Genomic DNA, 17,567 nt, shown 5'->3' with positions numbered 1-17,567 from the left:
AGCCGCTAGCAGACCGAGGAGAGTCCGCAGTTGGCGGTATAGGCGCGGGAGTTGACGTCCAGTACCAGCCGCCGGTTGGTGGTGTCGTAGAAGAACGAGGCGAGCCCGTTGGCCGACTCGTCGGTGCGGTAGAGCCCGCAGACGCCGTAGCCGTACTGGATTTCCTGGAGCTGGGAGAGCTCGACCGTCGAGGCGGTGTCGAGTTCGGCGGCGATCGCCGCGCGGATCTCCTGGTCGACCTTGCCGGCGGAGAGCGCCTGGTTGCCGAAGATGGCCGCGCCCACGATCGCCGTGAAGGCGAGTGGGGCGACGACCAGCAGTAAGAAGGGGCGAGATTTGAGCATGGCGCCATTATGCCAAGCCCCCGGGGGCAGTCAAGCGGCCCGCTTGGGCCAAAATGCCGCACCGGGGTCGAGGTCAGAGCAGCGTCTTGTGCGTTCGGCGCCCGACGACGATGCCCGCCACGCTCATCAGCAGCGCCAGCAGCCAGGCGGGGAGGCTGCCCAGGCGGGTGAAGGGCGTCTGCCCCTGCATGGCCTGGAATTCACCGAGCAGGGCGGTCGCTTCGAACTGCGGTGCACGGGCAACGATATCGCCTTGGGCATCGATGATCGCGGTGATGCCGTTGCTGGTGGCGCGCAGCACGAAACGACCGTTCTCCAGCGCCCGCAGGCGAGCCATCTGCAGGTGCTGGTGCGGGCCGATGGAGGCGCCGAACCAGGTGTCGTTGGAGATCGTGACGATCACGTCGCTTTCCAGCGCGCGCCGGGCGACCAGCTGCGGGTAGATGATCTCGTAGCAGATGGCGTTGCCGATGCGCAGGTCACCCGCCTGCATCGGTACCTGGACGGCATCGCCCTTGGTGAAGCTCGACATCGGCAGGTCGAAGAAGTCGATCGCCCCGCGCAGCACGCTCTCCAGCGGCAGGTACTCGCCGAAGGGCACCAGGTGCTCCTTCTGGTAGCTGCCGGCGACGTCACCCACGCCGATCACGCTGTTGAAGTAGCGGTTCTCTTCATCGAGCTGGACGATGCCGGTCAAGAGCGCCGTCTGCGGCGAGAGCGTCGCCTGGATGCGTTCGAGCACCGGGCGCGCCTGGTATTCGAACATCGGCACCGCGGTTTCCGGCCAGATGATCAGGTCGGCCTCGTCGGCGACCGATCGGGTCAGGTCGCTGTAGATGTTGGCGGCGGCGCGCTGGCCTTCCGGCGTCCACTTGATCAGCTGGGAAAGATTGCCCTGCAGCAGCGCCACGCGCGTCGGCTCGCCGACCGGCATGGTCCAGCCGCTGGGCAGTACCAGCGGGAGAAGCCAGATCGCGGCGAGCGGCAGCGCCGCCCAGAAGCGCCGGGCCAGCACGTAGACGCCGAGGGTGCCGCTGAGCGCCACCAGCAGCGAGAGCAGATACACGCCCCCCAGCGGCGCCCAGCCAGCCAGCGGCGCATCGACGTAGCCAGAACCGAGCAGCAGCCAGGGAAAGCCGGTGAAGAGATAGGTGCGCAGCACCTCGCCCAGCACCCAGATGCCCGCGAAGCTGGCGAAGGCAAGGCGAGGCCCGGCGAAGCGGCGGTAGACCCAGAAGGTCAGCGCGTAGAACAGCGCCAGCACGCACACGAACAGCCCGGTCAGAAACAGTGCCAGCGGCACGCCGGTGTAGCCGTAGTCGTGAATCGAGACGTAGACCCAGGAGGCGCCGGTGGCGAACAGCGCCACCCCGAAAAGCCAGCCCTTGAACGCGGCCTGGGCCGGGGTGAGGCGCTGCAGGCCGGCGAAGACGAGGCCGACGGCGACCGGCCCCAGCCACCAGAGCTCGAAGGGCGAGGTGGTCAGGGTGACGAAGCCGCCCGCAACCAGGGCGGCGAGCAACTGCAGGGCAAAGGGGGAGATCCTTCCCATGGCGGTATCCTGTGAAATGAAGGGCGAGGCTAGTCGATATCCGCCGTGCCGGGCGGTTCATCTTCGTCCCGGTAAGCTTCGAGCAGGCGAATGCGCCGATTGTCGGCGTTGAGCACGACGAAGCGCCAACCGCCGAGGGTGGTATGCTCGCCGCGCCCGGGCAGGTGGCCAAACTGCTGCATCACCAGCCCCCCGACGGTGTCGAACTCGTCATCGGAGAAGTCGGTGTCGAAGCGCTCGTTGAAGTCCTCGATAGGGGTCAGCGCACGAATGGCGTAACGGCCGTCGTCCAGCGCCCGGATGGCATCGTCCTCGTCGGTGTCGTGCTCATCCTCGATGTCGCCGACGATCTGCTCGAGAATGTCCTCGATGGTGACGATGCCCGCGGTGCCGCCGTACTCGTCGACCACGATCGCCATGTGGTTGTGGGTATCGCGAAACTCCTTGAGCAGGCTGTTTAGCCGCTTGGACTCGGGAATGAACATCGCCGGGCGCAGCACCTCCTCGAGGGTGAAGGCGTCGCGGCTCTCCTGGGTGCGCGAGAGCAGCGGCAAAAGATCCTTGACCAGCAGGATACCCTTGACGTCATCAAGGTTCTCGCCGATCACCGGGTAGCGCGAGTGGCCGGTTTCCTGGATCAGGGGCAGGTAGCCGTCGCTGGTCTGATCGAGGGCGATGGCCGAGACCTGGGAGCGCGGAATGAGGATCTCGCGCACCTGCTGGTCGCTGATCTCGAGTGCGCCCTCGATGATCATGATGGCGTCCTGATCGAGCTTCAGCTTGCCGGCGGTGTGGCGCAGGAAGGTGAGCAGTTCATCGCGCGAGCTGGGCTCGTCGGAATCACCGGTGAGGGCGCCAAAGAGTTTCTCGAGCCAGGATTTCTGGTGGGACGTGCTCGATGGGTCTTCACTCATTGCGTCGGATCTCTTGGTTGCGAACGGGTGGCGTCGAAGGCGAACGTCAGTCGGCGTACGGGTCGGGCATGTCGAGGGTGGCGAGCAGGCGGCGCTCCAGCGCCTCCATGGCCTCGGCCTCGTCGTCGTCGATATGGTCGTACCCCAGCAGGTGCAGGGTGCCATGTACCACCATGTGCGCGTAGTGGTTCATCAGGGGCTTGCGCTGCTCGATGGCTTCGGCCTCGACCACCGCGTGGCAGATGACCAGATCGCCCAGAAGCGGAAGCTCGATGCCCGGCGGCGCTTCGAAGGGGAAGGAGAGCACGTTGGTCGGCTTGTCCTTGCCGCGGTAGTCGCGGTTGAGCGTCTGGCTCTCGTTTTGCTCGACGAAGCGGATGGTCAGCTCCCGGCGAGGATCGTCTGGATGCTCGGAAAACACACAGCCCACCCAGTGGGTGAGCTGTGAAAGCGAGGGAACCTCGGCGCTGACCGCCACCTGGCGGTCGATCACGATATCGGTCATCGCCCGTCGTCCCAGCGCGGGGCGCTGTCGCGGGCGGCCAGGCGGGCCTCGCGTTCCTGCTTGCGCGCTTCGCGCTCGGCGCGCTCCTCGGCTTCCTGCTGGGATTCGAAGGCGTCGTAGGCCTCGATGATGCGCTGCACCAGGGGGTGGCGTACCACGTCCTTGGCGGCGAAGTGGGTCACGCCGATTCCCGGGGTGTCCTTCAACACGTCCAGCACCTGGATGAGCCCCGAGCGCTGGCCCTTGGGCAGGTCCACCTGGGTCACGTCACCGGTGATCACCGCGGTGGAGCCGAAGCCGATCCGGGTCAGGAACATCTTCATCTGCTCCGGCGTGGTGTTCTGGCTCTCATCGAGGATGATGTAGGCGTTGTTGAGCGTGCGCCCGCGCATGTAGGCCAGGGGCGCGATCTCGATCACCTGTCGCTCGATCAGCTTGGCCACCTGCTCGAAGCCGATCATCTCGTACAGCGCGTCGTAGAGTGGACGCAGGTACGGGTCGATCTTCTGGGCCAAGTCGCCTGGCAGAAAGCCGAGTTTCTCGCCGGCTTCGACCGCCGGGCGCACCAGCAGTATGCGGCGCACTTCCTGGCTGTTGAGCGCCTCCACCGCCGCAGCGACGGCAAGATACGTCTTTCCGGTACCCGCCGGGCCGATGCCGAAGTTGATGTCGTGCTCGCGAATGCTGGTGACGTAGCGCTGCTGGTTCAAACCGCGCGGCTTGATCATGGTGCGCGGGGTGCGCATGATCACGTCACCACTCTCTTCGCCGTCCTCGTCGTCGTCCAGCGCCTCGAGACCGGACTCCTGCAAAAACAGGTGTACCGTGTCCGGCGAAAGCTCGCTGGCCGCGGTTTCGCGGTAGAGGTGCTCCAGCACGTTGGCCGCGGCCTTGATGCGGTTCGCCGCGCCCGCCAGCTGGAAGATGTTGCCACGGTTTCGAAGCGTGACGTCCAGCCGGTCCTCGATCAGTTTCAGGTGCTCATCGCGCTGACCGCAGAGGCTTGCCAGCCGCTGCGGATCGTTGGGTTCGAGACTGACGGTGATAATTCGATTGGCCTGGGGTGATGGCTGGCTCAAGAGTAGGCGATCCGTTTTCGATGGGTGTAGATCAGAGCTTAATGCCCAGGCTTCGCCTGGGCAATTACTTGGGGCAAATAGCCGTCAATAACGTTCGGGGGAGGCGAGTTCGCCGCGCAGCGAGTTGGGCAGGGCTTCGGTGATCTCCACGTCCACGAAGTAGCCGATCAGATCACTAGGATTGGCGGCGCGGAAGTTCACCACGCGGTTGTTCTCGGTTCGCCCGGAGAGCTGACCCGGGTCCTTCGGCGAGAAGCCGGTGACCAGGATACGCTGGGTGGAGCCCACCATGCGCCGGCTGATCTGGGCGGCCTGCTGAAGGATACGCTCCTGCAGAATCTTCAGGCGCTGCTTCTTGACGCTCTCCGGCGTGTCGTCCTCGAGGCCCGACGCCGGGGTGCCCGGACGCGCCGAGTAGACGAAGCTGAAGGAGTGGTCGAAGCCGATACGGTGGATCAGGTCCATCGTGTCCTCGAAGTCCTGCTCGGTCTCGCCGGGAAAGCCGATGATGAAGTCCGAGGAGAAGCTGATGTCCGGACGGTTGGCGCGGATACGCTCCATCTTGGCGATGTACTCCTCGCGATCGTGGCCGCGCTTCATCGCCGAAAGGATGCGATCCGAGCCCGACTGCACCGGCAGGTGCAGGTGGCTGACCAGCTCCGGGATCTCGGCGTAGGCCTCGACCAGGCTCTCGGTGAACTCCACCGGGTGAGAGGTGGTGAAGCGCACCCGGTCGATGCCTTCTACCGCCGCCACACAGGCGATCAGCTCGGCCAGGTCGATCTCCTCGCCGAGCTGGTTGTCGCCGCGGTAGGCGTTGACGTTCTGACCCAAGAGGTTGATCTCGCGCACGCCCTGGTCGGCCAGGTGGATCACCTCGTCCATCACCGCTTCAAAAGGCCGCGAGACCTCCTCGCCGCGAGTGTAGGGCACCACGCAGAAGGTGCAGTACTTCGAGCAGCCCTCCATGATCGAGACGAACGCCGTCGCGCCGTCGGAGGAGGGCTTGGGCAGGTGGTCGAACTTCTCGATTTCCGGAAAGGTGACGTCCACTGCGGCAATCATGTTGGCGCCGGAAGTCGCAGCGGCGTTGCGCGCGTCCATCATGGCCGGGATGCGGTGCAGGGTCTGCGGACCGAACACCATGTCGACATGGGGCGCGCGTTTTCTCAGCGCCTCGCCTTCCTGACTCGCCACGCACCCGCCGACCCCGATCACCAGGTCCGGGTTGGCGTCCTTGAGTTTCTTCCAGCGGCCTAGCTGGTGAAACACCTTCTCCTGGGCCTTCTCGCGAATCGAGCAGGTGTTGAGCAGGATGACGTCGGCTTCCTTCTCGTCATCGGTGAGTTCCAACTGGTGAGATTCGCCGAGTAGATCCGCCATGCGCGAGGAGTCGTACTCGTTCATTTGGCAGCCGTGCGTTTTGATGAAGAGCTTCTTCGCCATCGGTACCTGTCATCTATGGATCGTCGTGCGACGAAAATGAGTGGAGCGTCGATTTGGCCGCGGGTGCGTGCCTTGAGTGTCGCTAAAGAGTAGGCGCATTATACGGATACAAGATTCCAGCGGCTAGCGCCGACAGCAATCGAGGCTTGACCCGAGCGTATTCATGAGTATACTACGCACCGTGTTTGAGCAGTTCCTCGATAGCTCAGTTGGTAGAGCAAATGACTGTTAATCATTGGGTCACAGGTTCGAGTCCTGTTCGAGGAGCCAAACGCTCCACTCAAGCACCGTAGTCAAGCAGTTCGATGTTCCTCGATAGCTCAGTTGGTAGAGCAAATGACTGTTAATCATTGGGTCACAGGTTCGAGTCCTGTTCGAGGAGCCACATCGACTACGCCCGGCAAGACTGCTTTTCTTGAAGACGTTCCCCGATAGCTCAGTTGGTAGAGCAAATGACTGTTAATCATTGGGTCACAGGTTCGAGTCCTGTTCGGGGAGCCAGGCATCTTTCGACGATCCTCATGAAGTACCTTCCCTAGTCTTTTCGCGTTACCGGTTCTTTTTCGTTTCCCGATTTTTCGATACCCGATTCCAGTATTTTACGACAGGCCGCTTTTCGCGCCTGGTTTTCGTGTATCTGTTCGGTACCGATGATCTGCCCGCTGCGTACGGGCGTTGACTGCGGCGCATAAAAAACCGCGCCCGAGGGCGCGGTGCTTGCAGGTGTGAAGCCGCTCAGCGCTGGGCCATGCGCTGGGCGTTCTTCATGTGGGTGTAGTCGAGCATGATCTCGGCGGCTTCGAGTACGTGAGCGCGGTCCACCGGCATCTCTTCCTCGCTTTCCTCGTCGCCTTCACCGTCAACGGGCTCGCCGTTCAGGCTGGGGTCGAGACGGGCGTCCAGCCACTCCTCTAGCTCGGGAAGGTCGAGCGCGCGGCGGCGCTGGTTCTCGAGCGACAGTTGCTCGGCCTCCTGGGCCTCCAGTTCGCGTTGGCGCTGCTCGCGGTTGAGGCTGACGCTGGTGTGCTGCTCGCGCAGTTGGCGGGCGAGCGTCGACTGGCGCTCCAGGTAGCGGAAGTTGGGGTTCGTCTGGGCACGCTTTTGATGCTGCGCGGTCAGCGCGCCGATGAAGTCCTCCGGGTTGCCGTAGCGGCGGTACTGGACGTTCTGGACCGTGTCCCAGGCCAGGGCGTTGTCGAGGCTGCTTTCGCCGATGCGCTCCGGGTCGATCAGGCTGGGAAAGGTGATGTCCGGCTCGACGCCGCGATTCTGGGTGCTCTCGCCAGAAATACGGTAGAACTTGGCGCGGGTCAGCTTGATCTGACCGTGGCTCAGCTCGTTGAGCGTTTGCACGGTTCCCTTGCCGAAGGTAGTGGTGCCGACCACCAGGCCACGGCCGTAATCCTGGATCGCGCCGGCGAAGATCTCCGAGGCGGAAGCGGACAGGCGGTTGGTCAGCACGGTGAGCGGGCCATCATAAAGCGTGCCGGCATCGGTGTCGCCGTAGAGCTGGATGCGCCCTTGGGCGTCGCGCACCTGAACGGTAGGACCACGGTCGATGAACAGGCCGATCAGCGAGTTGGCTTCCTGCAGCGCGCCGCCGCCGTTGTTGCGCAGATCCAGCACGATGCCTTCGACTTCCTGCTCCTTCAGCGACTCGATTTCGCGGGCCACGTCGCGGGTAGTGCTGCGATACTCCTCTTCGCCAGCCTGCCAGGCGTCGAAGTCGACGTAGAAGGTAGGCACGTCGATCACGCCGATCTTGTGCGGCTCGCCGTTACGCTCGACCTCGATCACCTCGCCGTGGGCCGCCTGATCCTCGAGGCTGACCGTGTCGCGGGTGATCTCGACCACATGGGAGCGCGTCATGTCGACGGCCTGGGCGGGCACCACGTCGAGGCGCACCGTCGAGCCTTTCGGACCGCGAATCAGGTCCACCACGTTGTCCAGGCGCATGCCCACCACGTTGACCATCTCACCGTCTTCCTGGCCCACCGCGATGATGCGATCGGCGGGCTCGAGCACCCCGGCGCGCTCGGCGGGACCGCCGGGCACCAGGCTCGCTACCTTCACATACTCGCCCTCGGCCTGCAGGAGTGCGCCGATGCCCTCGAGCGACAGGCTCATCTGGATATCGAAGGATTCGCTCTGGCGCGGCGACAGATAGCCGGTGTGCGGGTCGATGGTGCTGGAGATCGCCGCCATCAGGATGCCGAACACGTCCTCGGATTCGGTCTGGTTGAGCCGGGTGAGCTGGCCTTCGTAGCGTTGGCGCAGGTTGTCCTCGATCTGCTCCTCGTCCTGGTCGGTCAGGGCGAGCGTCAGGGCGTCGTTTTCGAGGCGCTTGCGCCACAGCTCGTCGAGCTCGCTTTCGCGGCTCGCCCACGGGGCGTTCTCGCGGTCGATCTCGAGTCGCTCGTTGCTTTCGAAGTCAAAGGAGAGCCCTTCGTCGAGACGTTCCAGCAGCCATTCGAGCCGGGCGATATGGCGATCGCTGAGCAAGTTGTAGAGTTCGAAGGCCTCGTCGAGCTCGCCTTCGAACAGCACCTCGTCCATGTGCCCTTCAAGATGGCGGTACGGTTCGATGTCGCGTTTGAGCAGGTAGCCTCGCTGGTTGTCCAGGATGTCCAGGTAGCGCTGGAAGGCTTCCTGCGACCACTGCTCGTCAAAATCGATATTGGCGTAGTGGCCGTAGCGGAGCGCGTCCCCGATCTCCACTGCCGCTTGGCGTTGTTCATCGGTCGGCGCAAGTTGCGCCAAAGCCACCGGGCTGGTCATCACCAGCATCACGGCAACGGCGACCGAGCGCGAAAGCGTTGCAAACAAGCTCATCAGTCAGGCTCTCCCGGAATTTATGGTCACTCAGTGTTCCTTGACATGCAGCCAACCCATGAGTTGCGCAAGCCGAAAGAGCATTGTAGCAGGACATACACTCTGTGATACTCACTGATTTTCCGACGGAGGGCATTCAATTTGAACGCGGTCGACAGCACGTCTCGAAGCGAGGGGCGCCTCGAGCGGCTCTGCGAATTTCTGGCGGACTCGCCCACGCCCTGGCACGCCACCCGGTCGATGCTCCGGCACCTGGAGCAGGGCGGCTTCACGCGCCTCGACGAGAAGGCCGACTGGCAGCTCGAGGCCGGCGGGCGCTACGTCGTCACCCGCAACGACTCCTCGCTCATCGCCTTTCAACTGCCGGCGCAGGGGCTTGACGCCCTGCGCATGATCGGCGCCCACACTGATAGCCCCGGACTGCGGCTCAAGCCCGAGGCCACCCAGCGCTCGGCAGGCTGGCTGCAGCTTGGCGTGCAGGTCTACGGCGGGGTGCTGCTGGCGCCCTGGTTCGATCGCGACCTGGGACTCGCCGGGCGCGTGCACGTGCGCCATCCGGATGGCCGGCTCGAGAGCGTGCTGCTCGACGTCGCCGAGCCCATCGCCATCATTCCGAGCCTGGCGATCCACCTGGACCGGGAGGTCAACGCCGGTCGCGCGATCAATCCCCAGACCCAGATGGCACCGGTCGTGATGCAGAGCGACGACGCCACTCTGGAGTCGCTGCTGACGCGCTTTCTGGCACGCGAGCACGGCCTCGAAGATGTCGAGGTGGTGGACTTCGAGCTGGGCTTCTACGACCTGCAGCCGCCATCGCTGATCGGGGTGAAGCGCGAGCTCGTCGCCAGCGCCCGGCTGGACAACCTGCTGTCGTGCTTCATCGGCCTGGAGGCGCTGCTCGATTGCGACGGCGAGCAGGGGGCGCTGCTGGTGGCCAACGATCACGAGGAGGTAGGCAGTGCCAGCGCCTGCGGCGCCCAGGGGCCGTTTCTGGGCGATGTGCTCAAGCGCCTCAATGCCCAGGTCGGGCGGGGTGGCGAGGAGGCGCTGATCCAGCTGATCCAGTCGTCGCTGATGATCTCCTGCGACAACGCCCATGCGCTGCATCCCAACTTCCGCGACAAGCACGACGAGCGTCACGGCCCAAGAATCAACGGCGGCCCGGTCATCAAGGTCAACGCCAGCCAGCGCTACGCCACCAACAGCGTGACCGGAGCGCTGTTTCGCGACGTGTGCCGCGAGGCCGACGTGCCGGTGCAGTCCTTCGTCACTCGAGCGGACATGGGCTGTGGCAGCACCATCGGGCCGATCACGGCGACCGAAATCGGCGTGCCCACCATCGACGTGGGCGTGCCCCAGTGGGCGATGCACTCCATTCGCGAAACCGCCGGCACCCGGGACGTCGAGCACCTGACGCGCGCGCTGGTCGCGTTCCTGAACCGCCCGACGTTGGGCTGAAAGGAGAGGGGGCGAAAGCCCCCTGGGCACACGAAAAAGCCCGCCGATCAAGAGATCGGCGGGCTTTTTTCGGATCTGGTGGCTACACCCTGATTTGAACAGGGGACCCCATCATTATGAGTGATGTGCTCTAACCAGCTGAGCTATGTAGCCGTTCAACGGGGGCGAATATTACAAAGCGAGGCGCCGCCCGTCAAGCGATTTTACCCTTGCGCTCGAAAGCGTCAGACGTTGAACCGGAAGTGAATCACGTCGCCGTCCTTGACGATGTACTCCTTGCCTTCCAGGCGCCACTTGCCGGCATCCTTGGCGCCCTGTTCGCCGCCAAGTGCGACGAAGTCGTCATAGGCGATGACCTCGGCGCGAATGAAGCCTTTCTGGAAGTCGGTGTGGATCACACCGGCGGCCTCGGGGCCTGTGGCGCCGGCCTTCACGGTCCAGGCGCGCACTTCCTTGACGCCGGCGGTAAAGTAGGTCTGCAGGCCCAGAAGCGCGTAGCCGGCGCGGATCACTCGATCAAGGCCCGGCTCTTCCATGCCCATTTCCTCGAGGAACACGCTGCGCTCGTCGTCATCGAGCTCGGCGATCTCGGCTTCCAGCTGGTTGCACACCGGCACCACCACCGCGCCTTCCTCGGCGGCGATCTCCCTGACGATATCGAGGTACGGGTTGTTCTCGAAGCCGTCCTCGTTGACGTTGGCGATGTACATGGTCGGCTTCAGGGTCAGAAAGCCGAAGCTCTTGACCTGCTGCTTCTCGTCATCGGACAGCCCGAAGCTTCTAAGCGGCATGCCTTCGGCCAGGTGCGGTTGGATCCTGTCGAGGATCAGTTTGGTTGCGGTGGCGTCCTTGTCGCCGCCCTTGACCGAGCGCACCAGACGCTGGCTCGCCTTCTCGACGGTATCGAGATCGGCCAGCGCCAGCTCCAGGTTGATGGTCTCGATATCCGCCCGCGGGTCCACCTGGTTGGCCACGTGGATCACGTTGTCGTTGTCGAAGCAGCGCACCACGTGGGCGATCGCCTGGGTCTCGCGAATGTTGGCCAAAAACTTGTTGCCAAGGCCCTCACCCTTGGAGGCGCCGGCCACCAGGCCCGCGATGTCCACGAACTCCATGGTCGTGGGCAGCACCTTCTGGGGCTTGACGATCTCGGCGAGCTTGTCCAGACGCGGGTCGGGCATCGGCACGATCCCGACGTTGGGCTCGATGGTGCAGAAGGGGAAGTTCTCCGCATCGATGCCGGACTTGGTCAACGCGTTGAACAGCGTGGATTTGCCTACGTTGGGTAGGCCGACGATTCCGCAATTGAAACCCATGTAAATATCCTGACCGGGGCGGAGGTGTCGATCCGCCTTGAAGTGAAAACGGGTGGCTACTTGACGCTGTGCAGCCGGTTCATGGCCTTGGCCCAGTCGCCGGCAAGCGCCAGGGGAAGGGTGGCCTCGCTCTCGGCCAGCGCCTGGTCGATCGCTTCCTGCTCCGCCTTACCCGGACGGTTCAGCACATAGTGGCTGACCTGGCGCGCCTCCCCCGGGTGGCCGATGCCGATGCGCAGGCGGTGAAAGCCGTTCTGGTTGCCGAGCGCGCTGATGATGTCGCGCAGGCCGTTGTGACCGCCGTGGCCGCCACCGGTTTTGTAGCGCGCCTGGCCCGGGGGGAGGTCGAGCTCGTCGTGGACGACGAGCAGTTCTGTCGGTGCGAGCTTGAAGAACTGGCAAAGCGCCGCAACGGCCCCTCCGCTTCGGTTCATGAAGGTGGTGGGGTTGAGCAGATGGACGTCGCGATCCCCCAGGCGTGCCTTGGCGTAGAGGCCGAGGAACTTCTTCTCCGGGCGAAGCTCGGTGTGGGCGCGGCGTGCCAGCGCATCCACCAGCCAGAAGCCTGCGTTATGGCGCGTCGCCTCGTAGTCAGGACCCGGATTGCCCAGTCCGATGATGGCCGTCACCTGGCTCATTCCCACCTCCTATTCAAAAAAGCGTTGCCATGCCGGGAACGATCTTCGAAATCCTCCGCGAAGCCCGGTGCGGCGGATCGTTTCCGGCACGCAAAAAAAATCAAGCGCCGGGGCGCTTGATTTTAACATCCTTGGGCCATGCGGGCATGGCCCAATGCACGGGCAGGCCGTGAAGAGTGCGCTTACTCGGCGCTGCCTTCCTCGCCTTCGCCTTCGCCTTCTTCCTCGTCACGCACCTGTACCTTGGTGATGTTGAGGACGGCGTGGTCGTGCTCTTCGCCGTGGGACAGGTCCACGGAAGAGACGCCTTTCGGAAGCGTGAGGTCGGACAGGTGCAGAGTGGTACCCAGCTCGACGCTTGCGATGTCGACTGCCAAGAAGTCCGGCAGGTCCTTCGGCAGGCAGCTGATCGCCACTTCGTTGGCCATGACGTGCAGTTCGCCGCCCTGGTCCTTGATGCCGACGCACTTGTCTTCACCGATCACGTGCAGCGGCACGTTCATGGTAATTTCGTGGGTGGCGTCGACACGCATGAAGTCGGCGTGGGTCAGCAGCGGCTTGAAGGGGTGACGCTGCAGATCACGCACCACGACCTGCTCTTTCTTGCCGTCGATGTCGAGGTTGATGACGGACGAGAAGAAAGACTCGTCTTCGATCGCCTTGTAGAAGGCGGTTTTCTCGACGGAGATGGACTGCGGCTCCTTCTCACCACCGTAGATGACGGCCGGAACCTGCTGGTTCGCACGACGCAGGCGGCGGCTCGCACCTTTCCCCAGGTCGTTACGAACGCTGGCTTTCAAAGTAAAATCAGACATGTGTGTGCCTCTTGGTTTGAGTAGGAAGACATCGCCGACCGCGACCAGACGACGACGCCTTCATGGCCCCGTGAGGGGGCTTTCATCGTCAGCTCAATGGAACATCGCGCTGACAGATTCTTCGTTGCTGACCCGGCGGATCGCTTCGGCGATCAGCCCGGCCACGCTGAGCTGGCGGATCTTGCCGCTGCGGCGAGCGTGCTCGGCCAGCGGGATCGTATCGGTGACGACCACTTCGTCGAGCACCGAGTTGCTGATGTTGTCGACCGCGGGGCCGGACAGGATCGGGTGGGTGGCGTAGGCCACCACGCGCGCGGCGCCGTGATCCTTAAGCGCCTCGCCCGCCTTGCACAGGGTGCCGGCGGTGTCGATCATGTCGTCGACCACGACGCACGTGCGACCTTCTATCTCGCCGATGATGTGCATCACCTGAGCCTGGTTGGCCTGGGGGCGACGCTTGTCGATGATGGCGAGATCGGCATTGAGCTGCTTAGCGATGGCGCGCGCGCGCACCACGCCGCCGACGTCCGGCGAGACCACGACCAGGTCGGCGTAGTTCTGGCGCTCAATATCGTCGAGCAGGATCGGCGAGCCGTAGACGTTGTCCACCGGCACGTCGAAGAAGCCCTGGATCTGGTCAGCGTGCAGGTCCATCGTCATCACGCGGTCGACGCCGGCCTTGACCATCATGTCGGCCACCACTTTCGCCGAGATGGGCACGCGGGCGGAGCGCACGCGGCGATCCTGGCGGGCATAGCCGAAGTAGGGGACGACCGCCGTGATGCGCGTTGCCGAGGCGCGGCGCAGGGCGTCGACCATCAGGATCAGTTCCATCAGGTTGTCGTTCGTGGGGGCGCAGGTGGACTGGAGGATGAACACATCCTTGCCACGCACGTTCTCATTGATCTCGACTGCGATCTCGCCGTCGCTGAACTGGCCCACCGTCGCATGACCCATGCGGCTGTCCAGGCTCTCGGCAATCTTGTGAGCGAGTTCGGGATTGGCGTTCCCGGTGAAAACCATCAATTTTGACACGCACGGCCACCTTTGCAGTGTTGGGGATCAGGGGAGAAAACGTCGGATCGCCGTCGAGTTGGCTGGGGTACCAGGATTCGAACCTGGGAATGCCGATACCAAAAACCGGTGCCTTACCACTTGGCGATACCCCAGCAATAACCGAACGACTCGATCGGGCGTCAACCGCCCAGAGCATCATGTAGGGGAGAGCCGTTGAGCCCGCGTGCCGTCCATGCGTGATAGCGTTTGGCGGCCTCTTGCGTCACGGCGTTCGCGGCGTGCTCGGACTCGAATTCGGCAAACAGGCAAGCGCCGGTGCCGGTCAGGCGGCTGGGTGCGTACTGGCCGAGCCACTCGAGTGCGCAGGCGATCGATGGATGGCGTTTCTTGACCGTTTCTTCACAGTCGTTGCGCCACGCGCTCGCTCCCCCCTGCAGTGCGCGCGCCATAGTAATGGGGGGGCTTGCGCGTGTCAATTCCGGGTCCTGAAAGACGGCCGGGGTCGAGACGCTCACCCCGGGATGGATTACCACGAACCAGGGCGTGTCGAGGGTGACCGGGGTGAGCTTCTCGCCTACGCCTTCAGCCCAGGCGCTCTTGCCGTGGACGAACACCGGCACGTCGGCGCCGAGCGACAGGCCAAGCTCGGCCAGCGTGTCGAGGGAAAGCCCTAGCCCCCAGAGCTGGTTGAGCCCGACCAGGACCGTGGCGGCGTTGGAGCTGCCGCCGCCGAGGCCGCCGCCCATGGGCAGGCGCTTGGTGAGGCCGATCTCGACTCCCTGGCGGCGGTCATGGCGGTAGGGTGCCAGCATCCTGGCGGCGCGCACCACCAGGTTATCCTCGAAGCGTACCCCGTCGAGCGCCTCGTCCAGCGTGATCTCGCCGTCGTCGCGCAAGATGAAGGTAAGCTCATCCTGCAGGTCGATGAACTGGAACAGCGTCTGCAGGGTGTGATAGCCGTCCGGGCGGCGGCCGGTGATGTGCAGCATGCGGTTGAGTTTCGCCGGTGCCGGCAGGGTCAGCCGGCACGCGGGACTATCGTTGCTCGCCAAGGGTCACTCCTGGTCGCTGCGCGCACGCCACTGGTTCACCACCAGGGTGATGCGTATTTCATCGATATTCATCACCAGGCGGCGCGGCAGCCACATGCCTTCCACTTCTTCCCAGTCGCGATAGTCGATCTGCCAGCCATCCTGCTCGAGGTGGCTCGGGAAGCCCAGCGCGTCGGTTTCGAGCTGATAGCTCGAGTCGCCGCCCGGAAGGCCCCGTACCCAGTCGGGCATGGCGCGCACCGGCAGCGACCAGCCGAGCTGTTCCTCCATCAGTGCTTCGGGCGTCTCGGCCTCGAAGCGGCCATCGCTGGTGGTCAGCGAAAAGCGCCCCTCGCGGCCCTCGAGCACGCTGCGCCCGCCGCCGAAGGGGCCGCTGATCAGCATGCGAAAGTAGTAGGGGGTCTGGTTCCAGTCCAGGTTGGCGCTGGTGTTTTCGTCCGGCGTGCGCAGCCCCGCCTTGCCGGCCATGGTCCAGCTGTCGAAGGCTTCGACGCTGGCCTGCTGGCGCTCCCACTGGCCTGCCTGGCGGCCGCTTTCATCCGTGGGCGCCTGAGTGGCGCAGCCAGCCAGTGCCAGCAGGGCGACGCCAGCCATCAGCGCCCGCGCGGGACGGGTGACGGCGTGGAGGGGCGAGGCGATAGGGTAGGCGGTCGGCATGGTCAAACTCCGTGTTGGGTGATGCGCCCCGAATCGTTCGAGGCGTTAGTCGTTCGAGGCGTTAGTACATGAAGAAGGCGCGCCCCGTGTCATGGCGCGCCGAGCTCCGGGTGGCGCTGAAGCAGCTCGTCGATGTGCGGCTGTTCGCCGCCGCGGGCCTGGATGCGACGCACCAGGGCGCGGGCATCCTCGCTGCGATCCAGGGCATGAAGCACCTCGGCCAGGTGCGCGGCGACCTCCTGGTCCGGCATCCGGGCGTAGGCGCTTTCGAGCCAGGGCAGGGCGGCCTCGGGCTCGCCCAGACGAAACTGCACCCAGCCCATGCTGTCGAGCACCGCCGGGTTGTCCGGCTCGAGCTCGTAGGCGCGCTCGATCAGCTCGCGCGCCTCAACGAGCCGCCCGGGCGGGCCGGCATCCGCCAGCGTATAGCCTAACGCGTTGAGCGCGGCGGCATTGCCTGGCTCGGCGTCGATGATACGGCGCAGGTCGCGCTCCATCAGGTCGATGTCGCCGCGCTCGAAGGCACGCATCGCCCGGAGATAGCGAAGCCCGGTGTCCTCAGGCGTGCGGGTCACTTCTCGGTCGAGCAGCGCCTCGGCCTCGCGGCCCAGCCCCTGAGCGTCGAGCAACTGCACTTCCAGCAGTACCAGGTCGCTGAAGTAGGTGTCGTGGCGCATGCGTTCGATACGCAAGAAAGCGCGCGCATCGACCAGCCGATCCTCATCGATCAGCATCTGGGCGGCGCTAGCGCGGGAGGGCAGGAACTCGCTGCCTTCGCGCACCTGGCGGTAGTAGAGCAGCGCGTTGTCGGGGTCGCCCTGGGCCTGAGTGACGGCGCCAAGCAGATAATAGGCGAGATCGGGAACGTTCTCCTGGCCGATCAACGGTTGAAGCAGGCGGTAGGCCGGCGCCGGTCGCTTCTCTTCCAGGTAGAGCTGGGCCAGCGCCACGCGCAGCTCCTCGCCACCGCCATGGCTTTCGAGCAGCGCATCGGTCTGCGCCTCGGCGCCCTGGATGTCGCCAAGGCGAATGTTGGCCTGGGCGAGCATCAGCACGAAGCGAACGTCATCCGGGGCGAGCTCGAGCCCCCGGCGGGCGGCGTCGCGGGCGGCGCGGCTGTCGCCGGTCTCGAGTGCCAGCCGCGCCCGGGCGAGCCACAGTGCCTCGGATTCCGGGGCCTGGCGCGCCACCTGGTCCAGGCGGGCCTGGGCCTGGCTCGTGTTGCCCAGCGCCGCTTCGATCAAGGCGGCGCCGAGCAGCACGTCGCTCTGCGCCTCGAGCGCGTCCGCATCCGGGCTGATGACGGTGTAGTCGTCGAGAAAGTCGCGCAGCGGGCGAATCAGAAGGCCGAGCGGCGCCTCATCGGCGACGGCCAGCTCGGCGAAGGCGGCGATATCGCCGCTGCCGCCGGTGCTGGCGATTGCCAGGCGCTGTTCGAGGCTGTCCAGCCAGTCGCCGCGCGACAGGGACAGGCTGGCGAGAAACTGGTTGGGGCCTTGGGCGTTCGGGGCGAGTTCGCGCCATCGCAGCGCCGAGGCCTCCATCAAGGCAGTATCGTTGCCAAAGCGCGCGGCGAAGGTGGCGCGCTCGGCCAGCGCCGGCACCGGGTAGCGTTCGGCCGCCGCGAGGTAGCCTTCGCTCGCGCGGCGGAAGTCGCCGCGCTGGCCGGCCATCTCGGCGCCGAGCAGCGTGCCCAGGCCTTCGGCATCGAGCCCTTGGGTGATCGGCGGCGCCGAGGCCATCGGGTCGCTCACGAACGCCGGCAGGCCGCCGTCGACGGTGGAGGGTGTCGACTGGCAGCCGCCCAGCAGGAGCGTGGCCGCCAGGGGCCAGCAGGGTAAACCCGTGAATGTCGCGCGAAGGGGCATGCGTGTCTCGATCAAGTGGCCGGATGATCAGCATAGCGGCTCGGTGGCCTGCGGCAAAGTGGTGACGCCAGAAC

15 protein-coding genes and 5 tRNA genes are annotated in these 17,567 nt (G+C 64.9%); 4 read left to right on the top strand and 16 right to left on the bottom strand.

Translation table 11 applies throughout. The features are described 5' to 3' along the window. Nucleotides 1-5: 5 nt before the first annotated feature. The 6 genes from GEV37_RS05910 to miaB all read right to left on the bottom strand — a co-directional run bounded on the left by GEV37_RS05910 (nucleotide 6) and on the right by miaB (nucleotide 5,840). Nucleotides 6-344 carry a hypothetical protein gene (locus tag GEV37_RS05910; RefSeq protein ID WP_227389317.1) on the bottom strand — a complete coding sequence of 113 codons (339 nt, stop codon included), beginning with the start codon at nucleotides 342-344 and terminating at the stop codon, nucleotides 6-8. A gap of 73 nt (nucleotides 345-417) precedes the next feature. Continuing rightward, nucleotides 418-1,896, bottom strand: coding sequence for an apolipoprotein N-acyltransferase (gene lnt, locus GEV37_RS05905; protein ID WP_227389316.1), 1,479 nt, complete (start codon nucleotides 1,894-1,896; stop codon nucleotides 418-420). A gap of 29 nt (nucleotides 1,897-1,925) precedes the next feature. Next, a complete protein-coding gene (locus GEV37_RS05900; protein ID WP_227389315.1) occupies nucleotides 1,926-2,810 on the bottom strand; it encodes an HlyC/CorC family transporter in 885 nt (294 codons plus the stop codon). A gap of 46 nt (nucleotides 2,811-2,856) precedes the next feature. After that, entirely contained in the window at nucleotides 2,857-3,315 is a 459-nt protein-coding gene (gene ybeY, locus GEV37_RS05895; protein WP_227389314.1) for an rRNA maturation RNase YbeY, read from the bottom strand. Continuing rightward, nucleotides 3,312-4,394, bottom strand: coding sequence for a PhoH family protein (locus GEV37_RS05890; protein WP_227389313.1), 1,083 nt, complete (start codon nucleotides 4,392-4,394; stop codon nucleotides 3,312-3,314). Before GEV37_RS05890 ends, ybeY begins: the two co-directional genes overlap by 4 nt. Nucleotides 4,395-4,478: 84 nt before the next feature. Beyond that, nucleotides 4,479-5,840 carry a tRNA (N6-isopentenyl adenosine(37)-C2)-methylthiotransferase MiaB gene (miaB, locus tag GEV37_RS05885; RefSeq protein WP_227389312.1) on the bottom strand — a complete coding sequence of 454 codons (1,362 nt, stop codon included), beginning with the start codon at nucleotides 5,838-5,840 and terminating at the stop codon, nucleotides 4,479-4,481. A gap of 194 nt (nucleotides 5,841-6,034) precedes the next feature. Between miaB and GEV37_RS05880 the strand changes: the two genes are divergently transcribed. The 3 genes from GEV37_RS05880 (at nucleotide 6,035) to GEV37_RS05870 (ending at nucleotide 6,341) form a co-directional block, all read left to right on the top strand. Further along, a tRNA-Asn gene (locus GEV37_RS05880) sits at nucleotides 6,035-6,110 on the top strand. 39 nt (nucleotides 6,111-6,149) lie between these two features. Then, nucleotides 6,150-6,225, top strand: a tRNA-Asn gene (locus tag GEV37_RS05875). Between the two features lie 40 nt (nucleotides 6,226-6,265). Further along, a tRNA-Asn gene (locus GEV37_RS05870) sits at nucleotides 6,266-6,341 on the top strand. 234 nt (nucleotides 6,342-6,575) lie between these two features. Here the strand turns inward: GEV37_RS05870 and GEV37_RS05865 are convergent. Beyond that, a complete protein-coding gene (locus GEV37_RS05865) occupies nucleotides 6,576-8,672 on the bottom strand; it encodes a carboxy terminal-processing peptidase (protein WP_227389311.1) in 2,097 nt (698 codons plus the stop codon). Between the two features lie 141 nt (nucleotides 8,673-8,813). Between GEV37_RS05865 and GEV37_RS05860 the strand changes: the two genes are divergently transcribed. Further along, nucleotides 8,814-10,130, top strand: a complete 1,317-nt coding sequence (locus tag GEV37_RS05860; RefSeq protein ID WP_227389310.1) for a M18 family aminopeptidase — start codon at nucleotides 8,814-8,816, stop codon at nucleotides 10,128-10,130. A gap of 76 nt (nucleotides 10,131-10,206) precedes the next feature. Here the strand turns inward: GEV37_RS05860 and GEV37_RS05855 are convergent. From GEV37_RS05855 to GEV37_RS05815, 9 genes are all read right to left on the bottom strand, one after another. Continuing rightward, nucleotides 10,207-10,283: transfer RNA gene (locus tag GEV37_RS05855), tRNA-Met, on the bottom strand. A 71-nt stretch (nucleotides 10,284-10,354) separates the two neighbouring features. Then, the gene (gene ychF / locus GEV37_RS05850) at nucleotides 10,355-11,446 is read right to left on the bottom strand and encodes a redox-regulated ATPase YchF (RefSeq protein WP_227389309.1); all 1,092 of its coding nucleotides are present in this window, start codon (nucleotides 11,444-11,446) and stop codon (nucleotides 10,355-10,357) included. Between the two features lie 56 nt (nucleotides 11,447-11,502). Then, nucleotides 11,503-12,084: an aminoacyl-tRNA hydrolase gene (pth, locus tag GEV37_RS05845; RefSeq protein WP_227389308.1), complete on the bottom strand. Its 582-nt coding sequence runs from the start codon at nucleotides 12,082-12,084 to the stop codon at nucleotides 11,503-11,505. Between the two features lie 182 nt (nucleotides 12,085-12,266). Continuing rightward, entirely contained in the window at nucleotides 12,267-12,899 is a 633-nt protein-coding gene (locus GEV37_RS05840) for a 50S ribosomal protein L25/general stress protein Ctc (protein WP_227389307.1), read from the bottom strand. Nucleotides 12,900-12,992: 93 nt separating this feature from the next. Then, complete coding sequence (locus GEV37_RS05835; RefSeq protein ID WP_227389306.1) at nucleotides 12,993-13,934, bottom strand: ribose-phosphate pyrophosphokinase; 942 nt, start codon at nucleotides 13,932-13,934, stop codon at nucleotides 12,993-12,995. A gap of 59 nt (nucleotides 13,935-13,993) precedes the next feature. Then, nucleotides 13,994-14,068 (bottom strand) — tRNA-Gln (locus GEV37_RS05830). 27 nt (nucleotides 14,069-14,095) lie between these two features. Next, on the bottom strand, nucleotides 14,096-14,968 hold the full coding sequence (gene ispE / locus GEV37_RS05825; RefSeq protein WP_227389305.1) for a 4-(cytidine 5'-diphospho)-2-C-methyl-D-erythritol kinase: 873 nt from the start codon (nucleotides 14,966-14,968) through the stop codon (nucleotides 14,096-14,098). A 3-nt stretch (nucleotides 14,969-14,971) separates the two neighbouring features. After that, nucleotides 14,972-15,625, bottom strand: coding sequence for a lipoprotein insertase outer membrane protein LolB (lolB, locus tag GEV37_RS05820; RefSeq protein WP_227389304.1), 654 nt, complete (start codon nucleotides 15,623-15,625; stop codon nucleotides 14,972-14,974). Between the two features lie 89 nt (nucleotides 15,626-15,714). Then, complete coding sequence (locus GEV37_RS05815) at nucleotides 15,715-17,493, bottom strand: tetratricopeptide repeat protein (protein WP_227389303.1); 1,779 nt, start codon at nucleotides 17,491-17,493, stop codon at nucleotides 15,715-15,717. Nucleotides 17,494-17,567 lie beyond the last annotated feature (74 nt).

Origin of the sequence: Vreelandella malpeensis (assembly GCF_020622355.1) — a bacterium.
Lineage (GTDB): Bacteria > Pseudomonadota > Gammaproteobacteria > Pseudomonadales > Halomonadaceae > Vreelandella > Vreelandella malpeensis.
This window is presented reverse-complemented; position numbering and strand designations above follow the sequence as displayed.